At 59.4% G+C, this 18,326-nt stretch carries 20 protein-coding genes; 8 read left to right on the forward strand and 12 right to left on the reverse strand.

From position 1 onward, the window contains the following. Positions 1–3: 3 nt before the first annotated feature. From queF to K3177_RS13360, 3 genes are all read left to right on the forward strand, one after another. Positions 4–462, forward strand: coding sequence for a preQ(1) synthase (gene queF, locus K3177_RS13350; RefSeq protein ID WP_103024249.1), 459 nt, complete (start codon positions 4–6; stop codon positions 460–462). A 15-nt stretch (positions 463–477) separates the two neighbouring features. Beyond that, complete coding sequence (locus tag K3177_RS13355) at positions 478–2,085, forward strand: phytoene desaturase family protein (RefSeq protein WP_221598642.1); 1,608 nt, start codon at positions 478–480, stop codon at positions 2,083–2,085. 116 nt (positions 2,086–2,201) lie between these two features. Further along, the gene (locus K3177_RS13360; RefSeq protein WP_221598643.1) at positions 2,202–2,624 is read left to right on the forward strand and encodes a response regulator; all 423 of its coding nucleotides are present in this window, start codon (positions 2,202–2,204) and stop codon (positions 2,622–2,624) included. Positions 2,625–2,645: 21 nt separating this feature from the next. Here K3177_RS13360 and K3177_RS13365 read toward each other — a convergent pair whose 3' ends face one another. Beyond that, the gene (locus K3177_RS13365) at positions 2,646–3,836 is read right to left on the reverse strand and encodes a sensor histidine kinase (protein WP_221598644.1); all 1,191 of its coding nucleotides are present in this window, start codon (positions 3,834–3,836) and stop codon (positions 2,646–2,648) included. Positions 3,837–4,126: 290 nt separating this feature from the next. Here K3177_RS13365 and K3177_RS13370 point away from each other — a divergent pair, with 290 nt between their 5' ends. Next, positions 4,127–4,309: a hypothetical protein gene (locus K3177_RS13370; protein WP_221598645.1), complete on the forward strand. Its 183-nt coding sequence runs from the start codon at positions 4,127–4,129 to the stop codon at positions 4,307–4,309. Positions 4,310–4,318: 9 nt separating this feature from the next. On the opposite strand, the gene K3177_RS13375 is transcribed toward K3177_RS13370, so the two are convergent. From K3177_RS13375 to K3177_RS13410, 8 genes are all read right to left on the reverse strand, one after another. Then, on the reverse strand, positions 4,319–4,471 hold the full coding sequence (locus K3177_RS13375; RefSeq protein WP_158246642.1) for a hypothetical protein: 153 nt from the start codon (positions 4,469–4,471) through the stop codon (positions 4,319–4,321). 44 nt (positions 4,472–4,515) lie between these two features. Continuing rightward, positions 4,516–4,782, reverse strand: coding sequence for a translation initiation factor IF-1 (gene infA / locus K3177_RS13380; protein ID WP_103024406.1), 267 nt, complete (start codon positions 4,780–4,782; stop codon positions 4,516–4,518). 490 nt (positions 4,783–5,272) lie between these two features. After that, positions 5,273–8,248 carry a sensor histidine kinase gene (locus tag K3177_RS13385; RefSeq protein WP_221598646.1) on the reverse strand — a complete coding sequence of 992 codons (2,976 nt, stop codon included), beginning with the start codon at positions 8,246–8,248 and terminating at the stop codon, positions 5,273–5,275. A 46-nt stretch (positions 8,249–8,294) separates the two neighbouring features. After that, positions 8,295–8,930 (reverse strand): response regulator, encoded by a 636-nt coding sequence (locus K3177_RS13390; protein WP_221598647.1) that lies wholly within the window; start codon positions 8,928–8,930, stop codon positions 8,295–8,297. 137 nt (positions 8,931–9,067) lie between these two features. Next, positions 9,068–9,703: a M17 family peptidase N-terminal domain-containing protein gene (locus K3177_RS13395; RefSeq protein ID WP_221598648.1), complete on the reverse strand. Its 636-nt coding sequence runs from the start codon at positions 9,701–9,703 to the stop codon at positions 9,068–9,070. 305 nt (positions 9,704–10,008) lie between these two features. Continuing rightward, a complete protein-coding gene (locus K3177_RS13400) occupies positions 10,009–10,569 on the reverse strand; it encodes a helix-turn-helix domain-containing protein (RefSeq protein WP_345725408.1) in 561 nt (186 codons plus the stop codon). A 160-nt stretch (positions 10,570–10,729) separates the two neighbouring features. After that, complete coding sequence (locus K3177_RS13405; RefSeq protein WP_247714492.1) at positions 10,730–11,929, reverse strand: MFS transporter; 1,200 nt, start codon at positions 11,927–11,929, stop codon at positions 10,730–10,732. Positions 11,930–12,029: 100 nt separating this feature from the next. Further along, the gene (locus K3177_RS13410) at positions 12,030–12,842 is read right to left on the reverse strand and encodes an alpha/beta fold hydrolase (protein ID WP_221598649.1); all 813 of its coding nucleotides are present in this window, start codon (positions 12,840–12,842) and stop codon (positions 12,030–12,032) included. 194 nt (positions 12,843–13,036) lie between these two features. Between K3177_RS13410 and K3177_RS13415 the strand changes: the two genes are divergently transcribed. Continuing rightward, the gene (locus K3177_RS13415) at positions 13,037–14,140 is read left to right on the forward strand and encodes an NADH:flavin oxidoreductase/NADH oxidase (protein ID WP_221598650.1); all 1,104 of its coding nucleotides are present in this window, start codon (positions 13,037–13,039) and stop codon (positions 14,138–14,140) included. A gap of 6 nt (positions 14,141–14,146) precedes the next feature. On the opposite strand, the gene K3177_RS13420 is transcribed toward K3177_RS13415, so the two are convergent. Next, on the reverse strand, positions 14,147–15,043 hold the full coding sequence (locus tag K3177_RS13420) for a LysR family transcriptional regulator (protein WP_221598651.1): 897 nt from the start codon (positions 15,041–15,043) through the stop codon (positions 14,147–14,149). 118 nt (positions 15,044–15,161) lie between these two features. Between K3177_RS13420 and K3177_RS13425 the strand changes: the two genes are divergently transcribed. Further along, the gene (locus K3177_RS13425; protein ID WP_221598652.1) at positions 15,162–15,860 is read left to right on the forward strand and encodes a pirin family protein; all 699 of its coding nucleotides are present in this window, start codon (positions 15,162–15,164) and stop codon (positions 15,858–15,860) included. 68 nt (positions 15,861–15,928) lie between these two features. Here the strand turns inward: K3177_RS13425 and K3177_RS13430 are convergent, their stop codons facing one another. Both K3177_RS13430 and K3177_RS13435 read right to left on the reverse strand, forming a co-directional pair. Further along, positions 15,929–16,525 (reverse strand): TMEM175 family protein, encoded by a 597-nt coding sequence (locus K3177_RS13430; RefSeq protein ID WP_221598653.1) that lies wholly within the window; start codon positions 16,523–16,525, stop codon positions 15,929–15,931. Positions 16,526–16,537: 12 nt separating this feature from the next. Further along, positions 16,538–17,125 carry an NADPH-dependent FMN reductase gene (locus K3177_RS13435; RefSeq protein WP_247714493.1) on the reverse strand — a complete coding sequence of 196 codons (588 nt, stop codon included), beginning with the start codon at positions 17,123–17,125 and terminating at the stop codon, positions 16,538–16,540. 168 nt (positions 17,126–17,293) lie between these two features. On the opposite strand from K3177_RS13435, the gene K3177_RS13440 reads away from it, so the two are divergent. Then, the gene (locus K3177_RS13440) at positions 17,294–17,950 is read left to right on the forward strand and encodes a hydrolase (protein ID WP_221598654.1); all 657 of its coding nucleotides are present in this window, start codon (positions 17,294–17,296) and stop codon (positions 17,948–17,950) included. 52 nt (positions 17,951–18,002) lie between these two features. Further along, positions 18,003–18,260 carry a DUF1427 family protein gene (locus tag K3177_RS13445; protein WP_221598655.1) on the forward strand — a complete coding sequence of 86 codons (258 nt, stop codon included), beginning with the start codon at positions 18,003–18,005 and terminating at the stop codon, positions 18,258–18,260. Positions 18,261–18,326: the final 66 nt, after the last annotated feature.

Raw genomic sequence — 18,326 nt, forward strand, 5'->3', positions numbered from 1 at the left:
GGCATGAGCGACACACCTTCTCCCAAATTCCTCGGCGTCAGTACTGGCTTGCCCACCTCTCCGGACGAGGCGGAACTCGACTATGTGGCGAACCCGCGCGCAGGCCAGCTTTATCTCGTGCGGTTCGCGGCGCCCGAGTTCACATCACTGTGCCCGGTGACGGGACAGCCCGATTTCGCACATATCGTTATCGATTACGCACCCGGCGAAACAATCGTGGAATCGAAAAGCCTCAAGCTGTTCCTTGGGAGTTTTCGCAACCATTGCGGTTTTCACGAAGATGTGACGGTCGGCATCGGCCAGCGTCTGTTCGACGAAATGAAGCCGCAATGGCTGCGCATCGGCGGTTATTGGTATCCGCGCGGTGGCATTCCGATCGACGTGTTCTGGCAAAGCGGCGCTCCGCCCGAGGCTCTGTGGCTACCGGATCAGGGCGTTCCGTCGTACCGGGGCCGGGGCTGAACCGGAAGAGCGCACATGGCCAGTAGATATGACGCCGTCATCATCGGAGCAGGCCATAACGGGCTGGTATGCGCATTCTATCTCGCCCGCGCGGGGCTGAAAGTCCGCATTGTCGAACGGCGCGATGTCGTGGGCGGTGCGGCCGTTACGGAGGAATTCCTCCCGGGTTTCCGAAATTCCATAGCAAGTTACACCGCCAGCCTGCTGCAGCCCAAAGTCATTCGCGACATGCGACTGGAAGAGCAGGGTTACACCGTCATCGAGCGTCCAATCTCCAATTTCCTTCCGCAGGAAGACGGGGGCTATCTGAAACTGGGCGGCGGGCTGGAACGAACACAGGGCGAATTCCGCAAGTTCTCCAAGCATGATGCCGATACACTCCCGGCCTATTACGATGCGCTGGAAGGGGTGGCTTCGGTTCTCCGCGACCTGGCGCTCAAGAGCCCGCCGAATGTCGGCGAAGGCCTGCGCACACTGATTTCCGGGGCGTCGCAAGGGTGGGGCGTGGCGCGTCTCGACCTCCCGGCCAAGCGCGACATCCTCGATCTGTTCACGAAATCCGCGTCGAGCTTTCTCGGCCAGTGGTTCGAGAGCGAAGCGGTCAAGGCCGCGTTCGGCTTTGACGCCGTAGTTGGCAACTACGCCTCCCCCGACACGCCGGGCAGCGCCTATGTCCTCCTTCATCACGTGTTCGGCGAGGTAAATGGCAACAAGGGTGCCTGGGGCCATGTAATCGGAGGTATGGGCACGATCACGCAGATCATGGCCAAGGTGTGCCGGCAGGCGGGTGTCGACATTCGCCTGGAGGCGCCGGTGTCCGAAGTTCTGGTGGATGGCGATGAGGTCGCAGGTGTACGGCTCGAAAGCGGCGAGGAAATCGCGGCGGCGCGGGTAATCGCCAATGTCGGCCCCAAGCTCCTCTATGGTAAAATGCTGGACGAGAGCCACCAGTCCGAGGATTTCCGCCGCCGTATGCGGGGGTACAAGGCGGGCGGCGGCACCTTCCGCATAAATGTGGCGCTGAGCGAGTTACCGACGTTTACCGCGCTCCCTCAACCGGGTGAGCACCACCGGTCGGGTATCATTCTCGCCCCGACACTGGATTACATGGACAGGGCGTTCCTCGATGCCAAGACCGAGGGCTGGTCCAAGAAACCGATCGTCGAAATGCTCATCCCCAGCACGGTCGACGATAGTCTTGCTCCGGCAGGCCAGCATGTGGCGAGCCTGTTTTGCCAGCAATTCGCGCCCGAACTCCCCGATGGCCGCGATTGGGACGATGAAGAGGATGCTGCAGCCGATACCATAATCGATACGGTCGAGGCGGTCGCACCAGGCTTCCGTGGCTCCATCCTGGGGCGACAGGTTCTTAGTCCCAAAGGGCTCTACAGGAAGTTCGGGCTGGTCGGAGGCGATATCATGCACGGCCACATGAGTTTGGACCAGTTGTGGTCCGCGCGGCCGGTGTTGGGTCACGGGGCCTACAGGGGACCGGTAAAGGGGCTCTACATGTGCGGTGCGGGGACCCACCCCGGCGGCGGGGTGACAGGCGCTCCCGGCCATAATTGCGCACGCGAAGTCATCTTCGACCGCGGCAATTGGCGCAGATTCAAGAGCGTTTAGTGCGTCACCGAGGGACGGCAATGGCTTTTTCGCCTGCTTCAAGTGCTTCAAGATCAATGCATTTCGAATCTTAAAGTCGCCTGGGGAACGTATGCGTACGCGCAGGCGTTCGAGATATGTCGTTCCACAAGGCGGAGGGGCTATCCGAGAAGGATATCGTCCCCATGCAGAACCCCGACACCGTGATCCTCGTGGTCGAGGACGAAATCCTCATACGTATGGATGCGGTCGATCAGCTTGGCGCTCTTGGTTACAGGCTGATCGAGGCGGCGAACGGCCAGGAGGCACTCGATGCGCTGTCAGACGGCAGTGCGATCAATATCCTTTTCACCGATGTCCATATGCCGGGCGATCTCGATGGGGTTATGCTGGCGCGAGAGGTTTCACAACGCCGACCGGAAATCGGCATTATTGTGACGTCTGGCAGAGCCTCGCTCAGCACGGATTCGCTACCGGAAGGTTCGCGATTCTATGCCAAGCCCTACGCGTCGGCCACGGTCCACACAGCGATACAGGAAATGCTGGCGTCGTCGGACTGAATTCAAACCAGTGACAACAATTTAGCGCGGCAAAACAATCGTCACGCGAAGCCCATCGTTGCGCCAGTCATGATCAATGGTCGCACCAAGCTGGCGGATGGTGGAAGCCACCAGCCGGCTGCCGAAGTTCTGGCTTTCGGGTTCGACCGTCGCAGGACCTCCACTTTCAGACCATTCGATCTTCAAACCCTCAGGACCCGTATTCCACTCGATGGAAACGACGCCCGAAGTGTCCTTCAAACCGCCATATTTCGTCGCATTGGTGGCAAGTTCGTGAAAGACCATGGCCAGACCCGACAAAGACTGCGCATCGACCGTTTGATCATCCCCTGCCAAGCGTATGCGCTCATCCACATCGCCATATCCCAGAGGGCTCAATATCGTCGCGAGCAGCGTGCGGATGGATGTCATTTCATCCGAGCGACCCGCCGCATTTCGCACGATGATCAAATCCTGGGCTGACGCAATGGCACGCAATTTGCCATTGACCTTGTCTGCCAGATCGCGGGCGCTGAGCGCTGCCGGCACGTTGAGATTGATGAGACTTTGGGCAAGCGAGAAGGCGTTCTTCACGCGGTGCTGCAGCTCTTCGAGAACAAGCCCCTTCGCCTCTTCGGCGCGATGCCGCATGCGTTCGAGGCGGATCCGCTCGACAGCGATCGATGTTGTGAGCGCAATTGCCTCGATAATCTCGCGGTCGAGATCCGACGGTTGGCGCGGCTCGCGATAGTAATTGGCAAAGGTGCCGAGAACGCTTCCGTCACCTGCTTTGATCGGCACTGACCAGCAGGCTGCCAGACCGTGAGACAGGGCCAGTTCGCGAAAATCGGCCCATAGCGGATCGGTCGCTATGTCCTCGACAAAAACAGGGCGCCCCCGTGCCGCCGCAGTCCCGCACGACCCCTCGCCATCACCGATTTCCATGCCTTCGATGGCGGCGTTGTATTCATCGGGAAGGCTCGGTGCACCGCCCAGTTCGAGATGTTTTCCATCTTCGGAAAGCAGCAGGATCGACGCCAGCATGCCATCGCCGGTCTGTTCTTCAGCCAGACTGACAATGTCGGACAGTATCGCTTCGCGATCGCCCCCCAATGCGACGCGACCGAGAATCTGCTGCTGGCGGCGCCATACTTCTGCCAGATACCTGTCCGACAATGGATCGGTCGCGGAGGGAGCATCGGCGGTTTGCGAATTTTTGATGGCCCACTCCATTCCAAAGTCGACAAAGTAGCAAGTCCAGGAAATTTAACAAGGTATTAGCAGGCCCTCGCCCCGATCACGGTTCCCTGTCCGCCGCTTGGATAGGGGGGCTGGCATTGCCTCAACCCAAGTCCGGGAGAAACCTCTTTCGAGACGCATCAAGAAACTGAAGCATCGATCGAGGCCAACGACTTGGCATGGGTTGGGACCGCGCCACGCTAGGGTTACGGGGTTTCCGTTATCGGAACCGGATTGGCAAAGTGCGCCTTGCTCCAGGCACAGGCTGCCGCAGCACCCAATCCGTGCTGAAAGTCGCTGATGCGACCGGCAATGTGGGACGCCGTGGCCAATTTGGCGAGGCGATCATCATCGTTCGCCGCGCATCCGGCACCCATGAGCGCCCGCTGATGCTCGGCGTATTGATGGTTCAGGTCCATGTCAGTTCTCCTGCTGTGGCGGGAATGCTGGTGCACGGCCGCGAATAAGATGGGCGCTCAGTCAATCATCGTCGCGACGAGACGTCGCAGTTCGGTGGTCGCAATCGGAGCTGGAATGTCTCGCTCACGGCTCACGCTCGGAGCATTGGTCGCGCCATAGCGCAGCGAAAGCTTGGGGCGCGACGCATCGCGCACGTTCATTGTGTTCATTAATTGTGTGCTGGCAGGTTGATCCCGCCACTTTCTTAAAAGTCTCAGCGCCTGTAGCCGCGCTTGCGCGCACCGGCGGGCGCTTGCCCTGGTGTTCGTTCGCGGAAGACGATCCGGCCCTTGCTGAGATCGTAGGGTGTCATTTCGACATGTACGCGGTCTCCAACGACCGATCGGATGCGGTAGCGACGCATTTTTCCCGCCGTGTAGCAGATAATGCGATGCTCATTATCGAGAGTGACGCCGAAACGTCCATCGGGCAGGACCTCGTCGATCGCACCCTCCATCGTAATGAGCTCTTCCTTCGCCAAACAACCATCCTTACGTACAAAAATAATCCGCGCAGACGCATTCCGCAGCGGAGCCAACTTGGATGAAGTGGAACTGGTGCCAACCCCGTGCTTTCGCGCGGCCGGTGGCAATCAACATCCGTCGCAAACGACGTCAGGCAATTTTCATATAACAGCGTGCAAAAAAATTACAATAGGCCGACACTGTGATTATGAAAAATGCTCACGCAAACGCTGGCAGTGTCTTGCTGGGAGTATCCCGACCATTTGAAAAACGGCCTCAGTACCCCACAACAGCTCTGCGAAAGAGCCAAAGCTGATAACGCCTCACAGCTGCGCTGTTCGTGAGCGACACTAGCAAATGCGTGAAATTATGGCGGAGAGGGAGGGATTCGATTTTATCTTAGAATGCGTTAATTTAGCTTCACTTTAATAGATACATCACCCAGCGTTACCCCCACTTATACCCCCGAATTGAGCATAGTTTCTGCTAGATAGTCGAAGGTTCTCATCAACCTTTAAACGGGCTCAAACGAATACCCAAAACGACCCGTGCGCCCAATTCGGCCGAATTCTCGATGCGCAGCCATCCTCCGAAAGCGTTAGCCCTTTCCATCATTCCTTGGATACCGAAATGGCCGGCACGCCCGCTATCGGCAATGACTTCTATCGGAAAACCGATACCATCGTCCGTAATCACAACTGTCTGGTGCGTGCGGCCGCGATCAATCTCTATTGTAACCTCGCTGGCCTGCGCATGGTGGAGGATGTTCGCCAAAGCTTCGGCGACGATTGCCAATACCTGCTCAGCCAGCTCCGGCGCCAGCGGCTCGAGCCTGTCTTGGAACGAAATTGAAACGGACAGACCATCGCTACGATATTGCGCCGCCAGCTCTTCCATGAGTGAAACCAGTTCTCCCGAGCGCTCCCTGGCACGAAGTCCACGAACACGATCGCGAGCCTGAATGATAAGGTCGTCGGCCCTTTCGAGCGCTCGCTCCGCAAGCACGTGCTCCCGCGACCCTGGCGACATTGCATTCGTTGCCGCCTGGAACCGGAGCATGAGGCCCTGAACACCTTGCAAGAGCGTATCGTGCAGCTCTCGTGCAATTCGTTCGCGTTCACCCAGTTGGGCTTCCGCCAGATCACGCGCGTGGCTGCGGTGCTGGCGGACGCGCCAGTTGTAGAGAAGCCAGACAGTCGCCAGTACCAACACGATGCAGAGCAAACGAAACCACGTGGTTTCATAATATTGCGGAGCTATGGAGATGGACAAGCTATCTCCCTGCTTGTTCCAAACGCCATCATTGTTCGCGGCGATGACTTGGAATTGCCACTTCCCCGCCGGAAGGTTGGCATAAAAGGCATCGCGCCGCGTTCCCGCCTCGACCCAATCGCGGTCCACCCCGACGAGCTTATAGCGAAAGATTATCCTCTCCGAGGCGGCGAGACTTGGCGCTACGTATGCGATGCGGACATCTCGAGTGCCGGCAGGCAGTTCGACCCGGTCAACGTCTGCAAAAATACGTCCATTCGCCTCGAGTTTCCTGATCTGGACCGGTGGCGGGAGGCGATTGGTGATGGTCCGCGCAGGATCAATCCATGCAACCCCGAGGTTGTTGGCGATCCAGATTCGGCCGTCACCCCCGCGAGTCAGAGTCGATCCATTGCCATTCTGCTGCGCGACCCCGGGAAGGCCGTCGGCGGCGCTAAACTGCTTGTAACGGAGACGCTTGCCTGGATCGTCAAAAGCAATCTTCAGATCGTCGCAAGTGGTTCGAAGGAGCCCGCGCACCCCGTTTATCCAGACTTCGCAATCCGGCGTCTGCAGGATCCCGCTGATGCCCCTGAGGGCCGGTTCGCGCGCGGCGGAAATCGTCTGGAAGTGCGAACGGCCTAATCTCGCGAGGCCCAGTTCTCCGCCAACCAGGGGCCCGGAGCGACCTTCCGATACGATGGTGATGTGGCCAATTCCCGGGCCCTTGGTCGTTACAGTTTCGAACAGTGGGCCGACGCGACGCAGCAGGTGATCCTGCGCGTAGAGCCAGTCGCTGCTCTTGGTTACGGTATGCGAAAACACGAACCGCCCTGCCAGTTTCTGGTCTGCGAGGCTCGCCGCAACCCAGCCACCTGGACTCAATCGGTAGCCGCCGAAGTTGTCCGCAGTTATCCAGATTTGACCTTGCGCATCCGCACCCCAAGATACGATTTCGCTGGGTGCTGGAGGATATCGTGGGCGAACGATACTGCCTTTCGCGAGCCGAACAATCGAATTCCCTTGCCCGATGACAAGATCCTGCCCGTCGGCTTCCAGAAACCCGACCGGTTCCGGCAATTTTCTCAAAAGTTCGAGATCCCCCTCAGGGACGACACGGTAAAGCATTCTGCCACTCGCGACGTAGACGATCCCGTCGTTTGCTGCCGTCAACCTGAAGGTCCGGGCAGAATCCTCGCCGACTTTCAGGACGGTTACAGCACTAACAGGCCTCAGCCGGTTGAGCCCGACGTTTGTGCCAATCCAAATATTGCCCTCGCGGTCTTCGAGAACAGGCACGGCGACCGGAGAAGTCAGCCCGTCTTCGGGCATGAAGCGTTCGATCATCGGAGCTGCGCCAGGCGAAGAAAGGCGGCCGATCCGGGCCACGCCCCCGCCGAAATTCGTCTGCCAAAGCGAGCCATCGTGGCTGAAGATCATACGATCCGCACGATCGGTCGGGCTGGCCGAGCCGGGAACGACAGCAAAACCGGGCATACCCGCGGCGCGAGTCGTTCGACGTACATCGCCGGAAACCCAGATTTTCCCGTCAGGCGCCTCCGCCAGCCGCGAGACGCCCCGGCTGTTACCTACGACTTCGAATCGAACGCCGTGAGGCCGACGCATAAGGACCTGACTTTCTGTCGCCACCACCACCGTTCCATCGCGCGCCACGAGGACGCTGTAGGCCGTTCCGCCTGAAACGCCTTGTTGCTTGCCGATCCGCTTCCATCGCTTACCATCAAAGTGGAAAAGCCCACCGTGCGTCCCGCTCCGGGCTGCCCAAATCGAGCCGTCCCGATCCTGGGCAAGCTGTTCCACGACCGAATCCGAATGAGAGAAATTGGTCATGCGGCCATCATGAAGGCGGGATATCTCGCCTGTAAAATAACCGATCCAGACAGCCCCATCGGGCGCAATAAGGAGCGCGGTTGCATTGCTTGAAGGAAATTGGCCGGACCGCAGGCGGATTTCCTCGAAGACCAGTCCGTCGAACCGATAAATGCCGGACCCCGAGCCTAGCCATAGGAAGCCATCGGGCGCCTGCGCCAGCGCCCATATATCGGGCGGAGCCCCGTCGACCAAACGCCATGCGCGGTGATTGTAATGCGCGAGCGTGAGATCTTGGCGAGAAATACCAAGTGGCTTTTGCTCGGCATGCATGAGGGTCGGTGCGCAGAGCACCAACCCGACGCTCACCAGCAATGCGAAGACCGCTTTACGCAGGTTCATCGGGACATGCCGCCGGGTACGGAACCGAAGCACACGCGTCCGATCCCTAAATCGCAATCATTCCGCGCCGCGCTGCCAGCGTTACCGCGTGCGTGCGGTCCGATGCCCCTAGCTTGGCGAAGATTACCTTCATATGACCTTTGATCGTGTCTTCGGACAGGCTGAGCCGATGCGCGATCTGTTTGTTGGAATTTCCTTGAGCTACCAACTGCAAGATTTCCCGCTCACGAAAGGTCAGCGCCTGATCTGAGATGTGGACTGCGATCTGACTGGCAACTTCGGCATTCAGATGTTTACCGCCATTGTGCACCGACCTCATCGCATCGAGTAATTCCCGTCGCAGACTATTCTTTAGCAAGTAGCCCGAGGCTCCGGCCCGCAACGCTTCCATAGCACGTGCATCGCCCGAGTAGGTGGTGAGTACTATCAGGCGAGCCTCGGGAAATTCCGACCGGATCTGCCGGATCGCGGCGACCCCATCGAGATCGGGCATTTGAATATCGAGCAACATGAGATCGGGCTGCAGTTCGCGATAAAGCTCAACCGCCTCGCGGCCCGTCGCGGCCTCGCCCACGACTTCCATGTCGTCCTCACCCTCGATGACAGCCTGGACACCTTCACGCAGCATCGGGTGATCATCGGCGACGACGATACGGATGGATGTTTCAGGGAGGCATGACATTGGCGGTCTCTTCGCGCGAACGTTGCTGGCGTCTGTGTACCGATACTTATCGCTTTATCGTCCTTGGTTAAACGGAAACCGTCAGGGCTATTAGCAATCTTCGCGAAGTGTTGTGGGAACAGTAATAGCTCGCTGCATCATCGCACATCGAGCTTGGCGGCGGCCGCCCACAACTGATCGAACGTAATATCGATCCACTCCATGCCTTCGGCGAATATCCACCGGCGAAGCGCGGGTCTGGGTGCATTCGCAGACACGGATTTCAGAGCTTTCCTGGCTCCTGCCAGCGCTCTCTCGGCAGAACCGGCGCTAGCGGTGGATTCAAGTCCGCATTCCTTAAGACAAGGTGCGAAAACGGCGCTCTTCACACCAAGGTGCAGCGCTTCAAGCATGCCGATCGCTGCGGCTTTCTCAGCCACTCCGGAATTCCAGGCATCGGGTTCACCGAGACCGAGAAGCAGGATTGCGCGAGCGGCCAATGGCGGTGGGGGGGAGGAAAGCAGCAGCTTGTCTCCCAACTCGCCCCGATAGAGTTTATTTTTTCGCAAAGCGGAGAGCGCACCGTTCAGCGCCGTTTCGAGATCCGAAAGCGCACCTCCGGAATACATCGCTGCGGCTTGTCGAGTGAACAATCCCACTATGCATAACTCGGCGGCGATCGTCACGAAATTGCCCGCTTGAACCTCGAAACTCACATCGTCGAATAACCCAACAAGCTTGGGGGAATGGGAATCACGCGGAGGCGTGCTTGCGTCAGCATCTGCGTCACCCATACATCAGGTCTACGCGCGTGTGCTCAAGCATTTGGTCGGACCCATGCGTTTAGCCCTGCTTTCCAACGGTCATCGTCGTGGCATGGGCGCATGAAGGAAAGTCAGCTTGGCAGATCGAGGCAAGATTTGGATTTATCTGATCCCTATCCGGGGGCCATGGCTGGCGGCATCGGATTGGACTTGGTTATCTCGATCCCGGCGCGCATCGATTGCCGATGACGCAGAGCCTGTTCGGTACTCAACGCATTTCCTAACTGGACGAGGCTCGCCCGGGAGTATCACCCCTCGCCGAAACTTCTCGAAAATCAGCCAGGTATCTGATTGCCACGTCGCCAGTTCATCGGAGTATCCCCGACCATCTTACGGAACAAACGTGTGAGGTGTGCCTGATCTGCCAACCCGCATGAACATGCAATTTGCGACAATGAGCTTCGCGTTTCGATCATTAGTATCTGGGCGCGTCTGATTCGGCGCCGGATGATGAACGAATGCGCGGTTTCGCCCATGCTAACCTTAAATGTTCGACAGAAGTGCCCTGGGCTGAGATCGATAAGTTGGGCCAGGTCCTCGATTCTCAATGCGTTCTCCAGCTCACTCTCCACGTGCTGGATGACCCGCTTGATCTGCCAACTCGCCAGCCCGCCCTGTGCCCCCGCCTCGTAGCCGGGCCGGCGCTCCGGCAAAATATTCGACAGCGCGGAAGGCACTTCGTCGTCGGTCACCATCTCGGCCAGACACCGCAAGTAATAGCGTGCCAGGCCCGGATCGGCCTCCAGTGAACGCCCGATCCCTACAATCAGCTGTGCCGCAGCCGCAGTCTCGAACGGCCATCCCGTCTGTCGGTTCAGTAGAATTACCTGTTGCACACCTTGCTCCTTGAACAGGTCCGGCGAAGCGTCCGGCTCACAGTTCAAAGATCGCAGGTTTGCTCGAATGGGTGCAGCCCCGGCAGGGGCAAATTGGCCAACCCTTTCGAGTGTTCGCAAACACCAACATAGGGTGGCATCGAGAGTTAAAATGGGGCTTCTATGCCACTCCGCGTGTGATCGCCGCGCGCACAATCGCGCAGACACTCAGCGCGGCACCCAGCAAGCATACGCCGAGCCAGCCGTTAGCACTCCAGGCCCAGGTCGCCAGCGCCGACCCGGATGCACCGCCGAGGAACATGGAGCTCATGAAGATGGTGTTGATGCGCGCCCTGGCGTCGGCCCGCAGTGCATAGATGATGTGCTGGTGGGAAACGAGTGCGCTCTGGCTGGCAAAATCGATGAGAATTGTACCCACCACTAGGCCAATGACCGTTTCCCAACTAGCGAACACGAGCCACGAAACCAACGCCATCGCAGACGCAATCAGGATTACCAGACGTGGGCCGCGGCGGTCGGCTATCCGTCCCGCCAGAGGGGCGGCAAGGACACCGGCAGCCCCCACGATGCCGAACAGGCCCGCCACTTGGGCACCGTAATTGTAAGGCGGTTCGTGCAGATGTAGGGCGAGTATCGTCCAGAACGCACTGAAGGCCGCAAATATGAGAGCCTGCGTCAGCGATGCCCTGCGCAGCGGGGCGAATTCGTGCCAAATAGCACCGAGCGATCGCATCAGAGCGAGATAGCCGAGTTTTCCCTTCGGAAGGCTGTGCGGCAGAATGCGCACCATCACGGCCCCTGCAACAAGCGCGATCGGCACAGCGAACCAGAACATTTCACGCCAACCGAGATGCTGGCTCACAAATCCCGATAACGTACGGCTCAGCAGAATTCCGCACAGTAGCCCTGCCATTACAATGCCCAGTACAGCTCCGCGCCGGTCTGGCCGCGCAAGATGCGCGGCCAGCGGAACGATCTGCTGAGCAACGGTCGAAGCGGCCCCCACGACGAAAGACGCGACTACGAGAGTAATTGCTCCCGGCGCGAGAGCCGCACACACCAAAGCTACGGCCAAGGCGGAGAACTGTATGCCAATCAGCCGCCGCCGCTCGAACAAATCGCCCAGCGGCAAAAGGAACAGAAGGCCCATCGCGTAGCCCAGTTGTGTCGCTGTCGGTACGAGCACCACCGCGCCCTGACCGAACTCGCGTTCGAGGATAGAGAGCATGGGCTGGTTGTAGTAGATGTTCGCAACTGCCACACCGCACGCTGCGGCCATCGCAAGGATTTGCCAACGCGATAGCGGCTCATCGCCATCTTGGGGGCCAAAATCGCTCGCATGGCGGTCATTCACGGTCATGGCAGAAAACCTCAAAACACGGGAAACCGGCCAGCCCATTGTCTGGGCTGGCCGGCTGCGAGGCGCCATCGGGGCGGGACAGGGGCACCTCGACGCAAGATCAATTCTGGAGAAACTCCAGAAGATCAGCATTGTAACGTTCCTGCTCAGTAAACGTCAGTGCATGTGGCGCACCTTCGTAAACCTTGAAGACCGAATGCGGGATCGCGGCATGCGCTGCCTGACCGGAAGTCGCAATCGGCACGACCTGATCGTTGTCACCATGAATGATCAGCGTGGGCATGGTAAAGGCGGCCAGGTCCGGCCGAAAATCGGTCTGCGAAAAAGCGCCGACGCAGTCGAGCGTAGCCTTAAGCGAGGCCATGAAGGCAATCTGCGACATCTGCGCTTGTATTCCTTCGGACACGGCATCTGGTGCCCCGTAGAAAACGGGATTGAAATCAAGAAGGAACTGGGGGCGGTCCTTACGCAGCCCATCGCGAATGCCATCGAATACCTGCAGCTCCACACCGTCGGGATTGTCGTCAGCTTTGATGAAATAGGGCGTCACCGCAGATGTTAGACATGCCTTGGTCACCCGTTTGCCGCCGCTTCGGGAAATGTATCGTGCAACATCGCCGCCGCCCATGGAAAAGCCGACCAGAGTCACGTCAAAGACATCGAGTGTGTCGAGGATGGTTCCTATGTCATCCGCGAAGGTGTCGTAATCGTAGCCGGACCAAGGCTGTCCAGACCGCCCGAAGCCTCGGCGATCATGTGCGATCACGCGATAGCCCTGCTCGGCAAGGAACACCATTTGCTGATCCCACATGTCCGCATCGAGCGGCCAGCCATGACTGAAGAAGACGACCGGGCCACTTCCCCAGTCTTTGTAAAAAATCTCAGTTCCGTCTTTGGCGGTGGCGAAGGGCATGTCGATTCTCCATTGCGATATGGGACGAGGTTTCAGGAGCCTTCTGTGCTATTCACTGAGGATCGGATTGGATCGCTCCGCGCTGCTTTGTCTTAAATTAATGCGAACTTGGGCCACACACCGTGAGGCGCTGGACAAGTATAGGCGGTGCAGCTCAAGGCCCAAGCCCCGAACCCGAAGGAACCAACGTCGTCATGTCGGAACCGAATCTGTTTACGCCAATGTGTGTGGGTGGTCTCTCACTTGCCAACCGCATCGTCATAGCACCCATGTGCCAGTATTCGGCCGTCGACGGGCAGATGACGAGTTGGCATCGTATTCACCTCGGCCATCTTGCACTGTCAGGTGCTGCGGCGCTGACGATCGAGGCGACGGCGGTAACGCCGGAAGGTCGCATAAGCCACGCCGACGTCGGTCTCTGGGATGCCAGAACGCAGCGAGCAATGGCCGACGTTCTCGACGACGTTCGGTACTGGTCCGACATGCCGATTGCCGTGCAGCTGTCCCATGCCGGTCGGAAAGCATCGACCGAAAAACCATGGCTTGGCGGTCAACAAATACCTGTAGAGGACAAACGCGGATGGCAAACCGTTGCCCCCTCCCCGTTTGCCTTTCGCCCCGACCAACATGCGCCGCAGATGCTCTCCAAGAGCGACCTCGCCACTTTGCGCGATGACTTCGGGGCTGCCGCCAAGCGCGCCGCGGATATCGGTATCGACGCCATCCAGCTCCATGGCGCGCATGGATATCTGCTGCATCAGTTCCTCTCCCCGCTAGCGAACCGGCGGGACGACGAATACGGCGGATCTCTGGAGAACCGCATGAGGTTCCCGCTGGAAGTGTTCGATGCCGTGCGCGCGGTATTCCCTTCGGGTCGGCCCGTCACCTTCCGTCTGTCGGCCACCGACTGGGTTGCGGGCGGATGGGATATTGAACAATCGATCGCGCTTTCCAAGGCGCTCGAAGAGCATGGCGCCGATGCGATCCATGTGTCTGGCGGCGGGCTCGATCCGCGGCAGCAGATTTCGCTTCATCCTGGCTATCAGGTGCCTTTTGCCCGAGCGATCAAGCAGGAAGTTGCGGCCCCTGTCGTAGCGGTGGGATTAATCACCGAGCCAAGCCATGCAGAAGCGATCGTGGCAAACGGAGATGCCGATCTCGTCGCGTTGGCGCGAGCGATGTTATATAATCCACGTTGGCCATGGCATGCCGCCGCTGCGCTCGGCGCGTCGGTGGTGGCGCCTAATCAATATCTGCGGTGTCAGCCGCGCGGGCTGCCCGAGCTGTTCGGGCGCTGAACCCGATCATGCGAGCGCGGAGACAAACCGATCGAGAAGCCATGCCCCAGCCGGCCCGGGCGGCGTATCCGAACGGTAGATGGCGTGCAGCGGATAGATTTCGCCGCCATATTCCGGCAGCACCAGACGAACCAGACGGCCATCCGCAAGGTCCTCTTCCACCATGGGCACCGGCATGTTCCCCCAGCCGATGCCCTGTCGCAGCAACGCGTGCTTGGCGCCCAGATCCGCAAGCCGCCATGTACGCGGGCTATGGACCGCGTAGTCCTGCCCCTCGGTGAGCGGAGAACGGTCGGTCAGCACGAGTTGCACATGTTCTCGCGCGGCACCGGCGGAAAGGGGGCCTGGCCGCGCAAGAGGGTGTTGGGGAGCCGCGACGGGTACAAGAGGCACCGCGCCTGCCGCCAACACCTCCAAGCGCTCGCGCCCAACTGTAAGCGGTCCATTGATCGCGAAATTCGCGCTTCCGTCGAGCACCTTGGCCGTAACCGCACCTAGCGCTTCGACATTTAGGCGCAGTGCCACAGTCGGAAACGAAGCTCTGAAATCTTCCAGCACGCGGGCGAGGACGCCGGAGGGCAGCATTACATCGACGGCGATGCTCAGTTCGGCCTCGAGCCCCTGGAGCAGCCCGCGAACCTTGGCCTTTAGTGCGTCGATACCGTGATCGAGGGCGCGGACCTCCGCCAGAATTGCCGCACCTTCGCGCGTCAGTGTGGGCTTGCGTGTCCCGACCCGGTCGAACAGGCGGATCTGCAACTGGTCCTCGAGATTGCCTACGCCGTAGCTGACGACCGACACCGCCCGGTTGAGCTTGCGTCCGGCAGCACCGAAGCTGCCTGTCTCCACGACCGCCAAAAACAGTCGGATCTGATCGAAGGTAGGGGTGCCAGGCTCGGTCATCTATTCAACATTCTCGAACAAATTGGCGTGTTTTATCACAGTTTTTCCGCAATGATATCCGACCTATTTCGAAGTCCGAAGCCGACGCAGATCGCCGGCAAGAAGGAAGGAAATGACCATGATCGAACTTCGACCTTTTCAGGAACTGGGCGGCGCCAATCATGGCTGGCTCGACGCCAAGCACCATTTCTCTTTCGCGAGCTATTATGACCCAAACCGGATGCACTGGGGCGACCTGCGGGTTTGGAACGACGACACGATCGAACCCAAGACCGGATTTCCTACACACCCGCACAACGACATGGAAATCATTACCTATGTCCGAAAAGGCGCGATTACCCATCGTGACAATATGGGCAACGAAGGCCGAACCGAAGCGGGCGATGTCCAAGTGATGAGCGCGGGAACGGGCATAACCCATTCGGAATACAATTTGGAAGACGAAGTGACCCAGATATTTCAGATCTGGATTATTCCGAGCCGCACTGGCGACGCCCCTAATTGGGGGGCCAAACCCTTCCCCAAAGGGGACCGTGCAGGCCAGTTCATCACTCTGGCGAGTGGCGATCCGGCCGATACCGATGCGCTGCCGATCCGGGCCGACGCCCACGTGGTCGGAGCCACACTGGCGAAGGGGAAAACGGCAGAGTACCGCCTCGGCAAAACGCGCAAGGGCTATCTGGTCCCGGCGAAGGGTGCCGTCGAAATCGACGGAGTACGGGTCGGCGCGCGTGACGGCGCAGCCATCGCGGACGTCGATATCATCACGGTGACTGCAATCGAAGACGCGGAAATCGTTCTGGTCGACGTGGCCTGAACTAATAAAAATGGGCGTGGTCCGTTGGGGACCGCGCCCATTTGCCAATTTTCGCACCGAAGCGCAGACTAGCATGGCGGTGTCTTGCGAGACTGGGCTACGATCATCGCTAGACGGTTATCGGGGATCAGCCATGCGCCTGTCGTGAGCGTGTAGCCCACGATGGCCAGCCATGGGTCTACCAGACAAAGCGCAGTGGAAGTGGCGTAGGCGGCGAGGCTGAAGAAGGGTTTGCGGTCCCCCTGAAGCAGGTCGCGCACAGGAGACTGGGCGTCTTCCAGATCGATAATGAAGTGGCGGGTCGCGATCCACGATGCCGAGGCAAGCGTCAGGATCACGCCGTACGCCGCTGCAGGACCGGCTGCAAAGCCGGCGCTGTCGAGCCAGCGGATGGTGAATGGCAGCAGCGAGAGGAAGAACAACAACGCCAGGTTGCTCCACAGAACCCGGGCATCGATCCGGTCTGCGGCCTGCAGCAGGTGGTGATGATTGCTCCAGTAGATGCCGACATTTAGGAAGCTGAGAATATAGGCCAGCAGCAGGGGCGCAACCGCTGCAAGATCGGCTAACGAGTCACCCTGCGGAACGCCAAGTTCCAAGACCATGATGGTGATCACGATCGCGAGAACGCCGTCCGTGAATGCCTCCAGTCTGATCGTCGGCATGATGCGTGCGTCTCAGTAAGGGGGCTTCTTGACCGCGCGCTGGGCTGCAGCGGCATCCATCCACCACTCTAGGTCCGCCGCGAACCGTTCTAAGGCTCGCCCGATCGCTTCGAGGCTCTCTTCCGTCGGCGTTCCATCTTCGGCAAGGCTCTTGCCGATCTGCCCCACCGCGACGGTGCTGGGCACCACGACCATGCCCATCTCGCTCAGCGTCGGGTGCCAGGCGCTCGCAGCGCGGGCTCCCGCCAGCCGTCCCGCCGAATAACTCACGATTCCTGCCGGACGAAAGAACCATTCCTCCAGGAAATGATCGGTCAGGTTCTTTAGGCCCGGCTGAACGCCCCAATTGTATTCGCCCGTGACGAAGACGAACCCGTCGGCGGCCACGATCTTTCGCGCCAAACTGGCCATTGCCGCAGGGGCTTCCCCGGCAGGGTATTCCTTGAACATGCGGTCGAGAATGGGAAGGCCGACCGTGCGGGCATCGACGAGTTCCACGTCATGTCCGCGGTCCGATAAACTGTCGATCAGAAAGCGCGCCAGCCGAATGCCCTGACGATCGCTGCGATAGGAACCATAGAAGACCAGTATCTTGCTCATAATGCCTGCCTAGCGCGCATGGGCACCAGCCGCGAAGCACAATCCGCCCGATAACACCTCGGATGGGCGCTTTGCGTCATGGCTCTTCAGATGATGCGACGATCGTCCAAGAAACTCCCACCCATCCGGGCAAGATTGCTTTCAGATCGAAACCTGGAGGATCTTGTCATGCCCAATGCTTCTGCCACGCCCGGAAAGTCGCTGCTGTCGCCCAGCGATCACACGCTCATCATGATCGACTTCCAGTCGCAAATGGCCTTTGCGACGCGATCCATCGATATCGGCATGCTACGCACCAATGCCGCCCTAGTGGCCGGGGCTGCGAAGGAATTCGGCGTAACGACGATCCTCACGACCGTGGCCGCCGAAAGCTTCTCCGGCCCGATGTTCAACGAAATCACGGACACCCTGCCCGACCACCAGTTGTTCGACCGCACCTCGATGAACACTTGGGAAGACGCAGCGGTGATCGCAGAGGTCAACAATATCGGCAAACCGCGTCTGGTTTTGTGCGGGCTGTGGACCAGCGTCTGCATCGTAGGACCCGTCGCATCCGCCATCGATCAGGGTTTCGAAGCCTATGTCATTACCGATGCCTGCGGTGACGTGTCCAATGAAGCGCACGAGCGGGCAGTAGAGCGCATGATCCAACTGGGAGCGGTCCCTATGACCTCGCTCCAGTATCTGCTCGAACTGCAGCGCGACTGGGCGCGGACCGACACTTACGACGCGACCACCGGCGTCGCGAAGCGGCTGGCCGGCGGTTACGGCCTCGGCATTACCTACGCCAAGACCATGTTCGGCGCGCAAGAAGGCGGGCACTGAGCGACGCCGCGTGCGACCGTCGCGTCGCCCGCGACAATCCCTGGAGATTGTAATGAAGATCTATCTTCTCTCGCTGGGTGCCGGTTTGCTCGTAGGTGTCGTCTATTCGATCATGGGCGTTCGTTCCCCCGCGCCTCCGGTAGTGGCTCTGGTTGGCCTGCTCGGCATTCTTCTAGGCGAACAGATCCTGCCGATCGGCAAGCGCCTATTCGCCGATGCGCCGGTGATCGAATTCGTCAAGGATGATTGCGCCAACCACGTCCTTGGCGAGCTTCCCTCCAACGCAGACAGCAAGGAAGAACCGCAGTGATCTGTGCCAGCCGCAGGAATGTCATCGCCGGGGCGGCTGCGACCGCTGTCTTCTCCGCTTTCCCTC

The sequence above is a fragment of the Qipengyuania pacifica genome (assembly GCF_019711555.1).
GTDB lineage: Bacteria > Pseudomonadota > Alphaproteobacteria > Sphingomonadales > Sphingomonadaceae > Qipengyuania > Qipengyuania pacifica.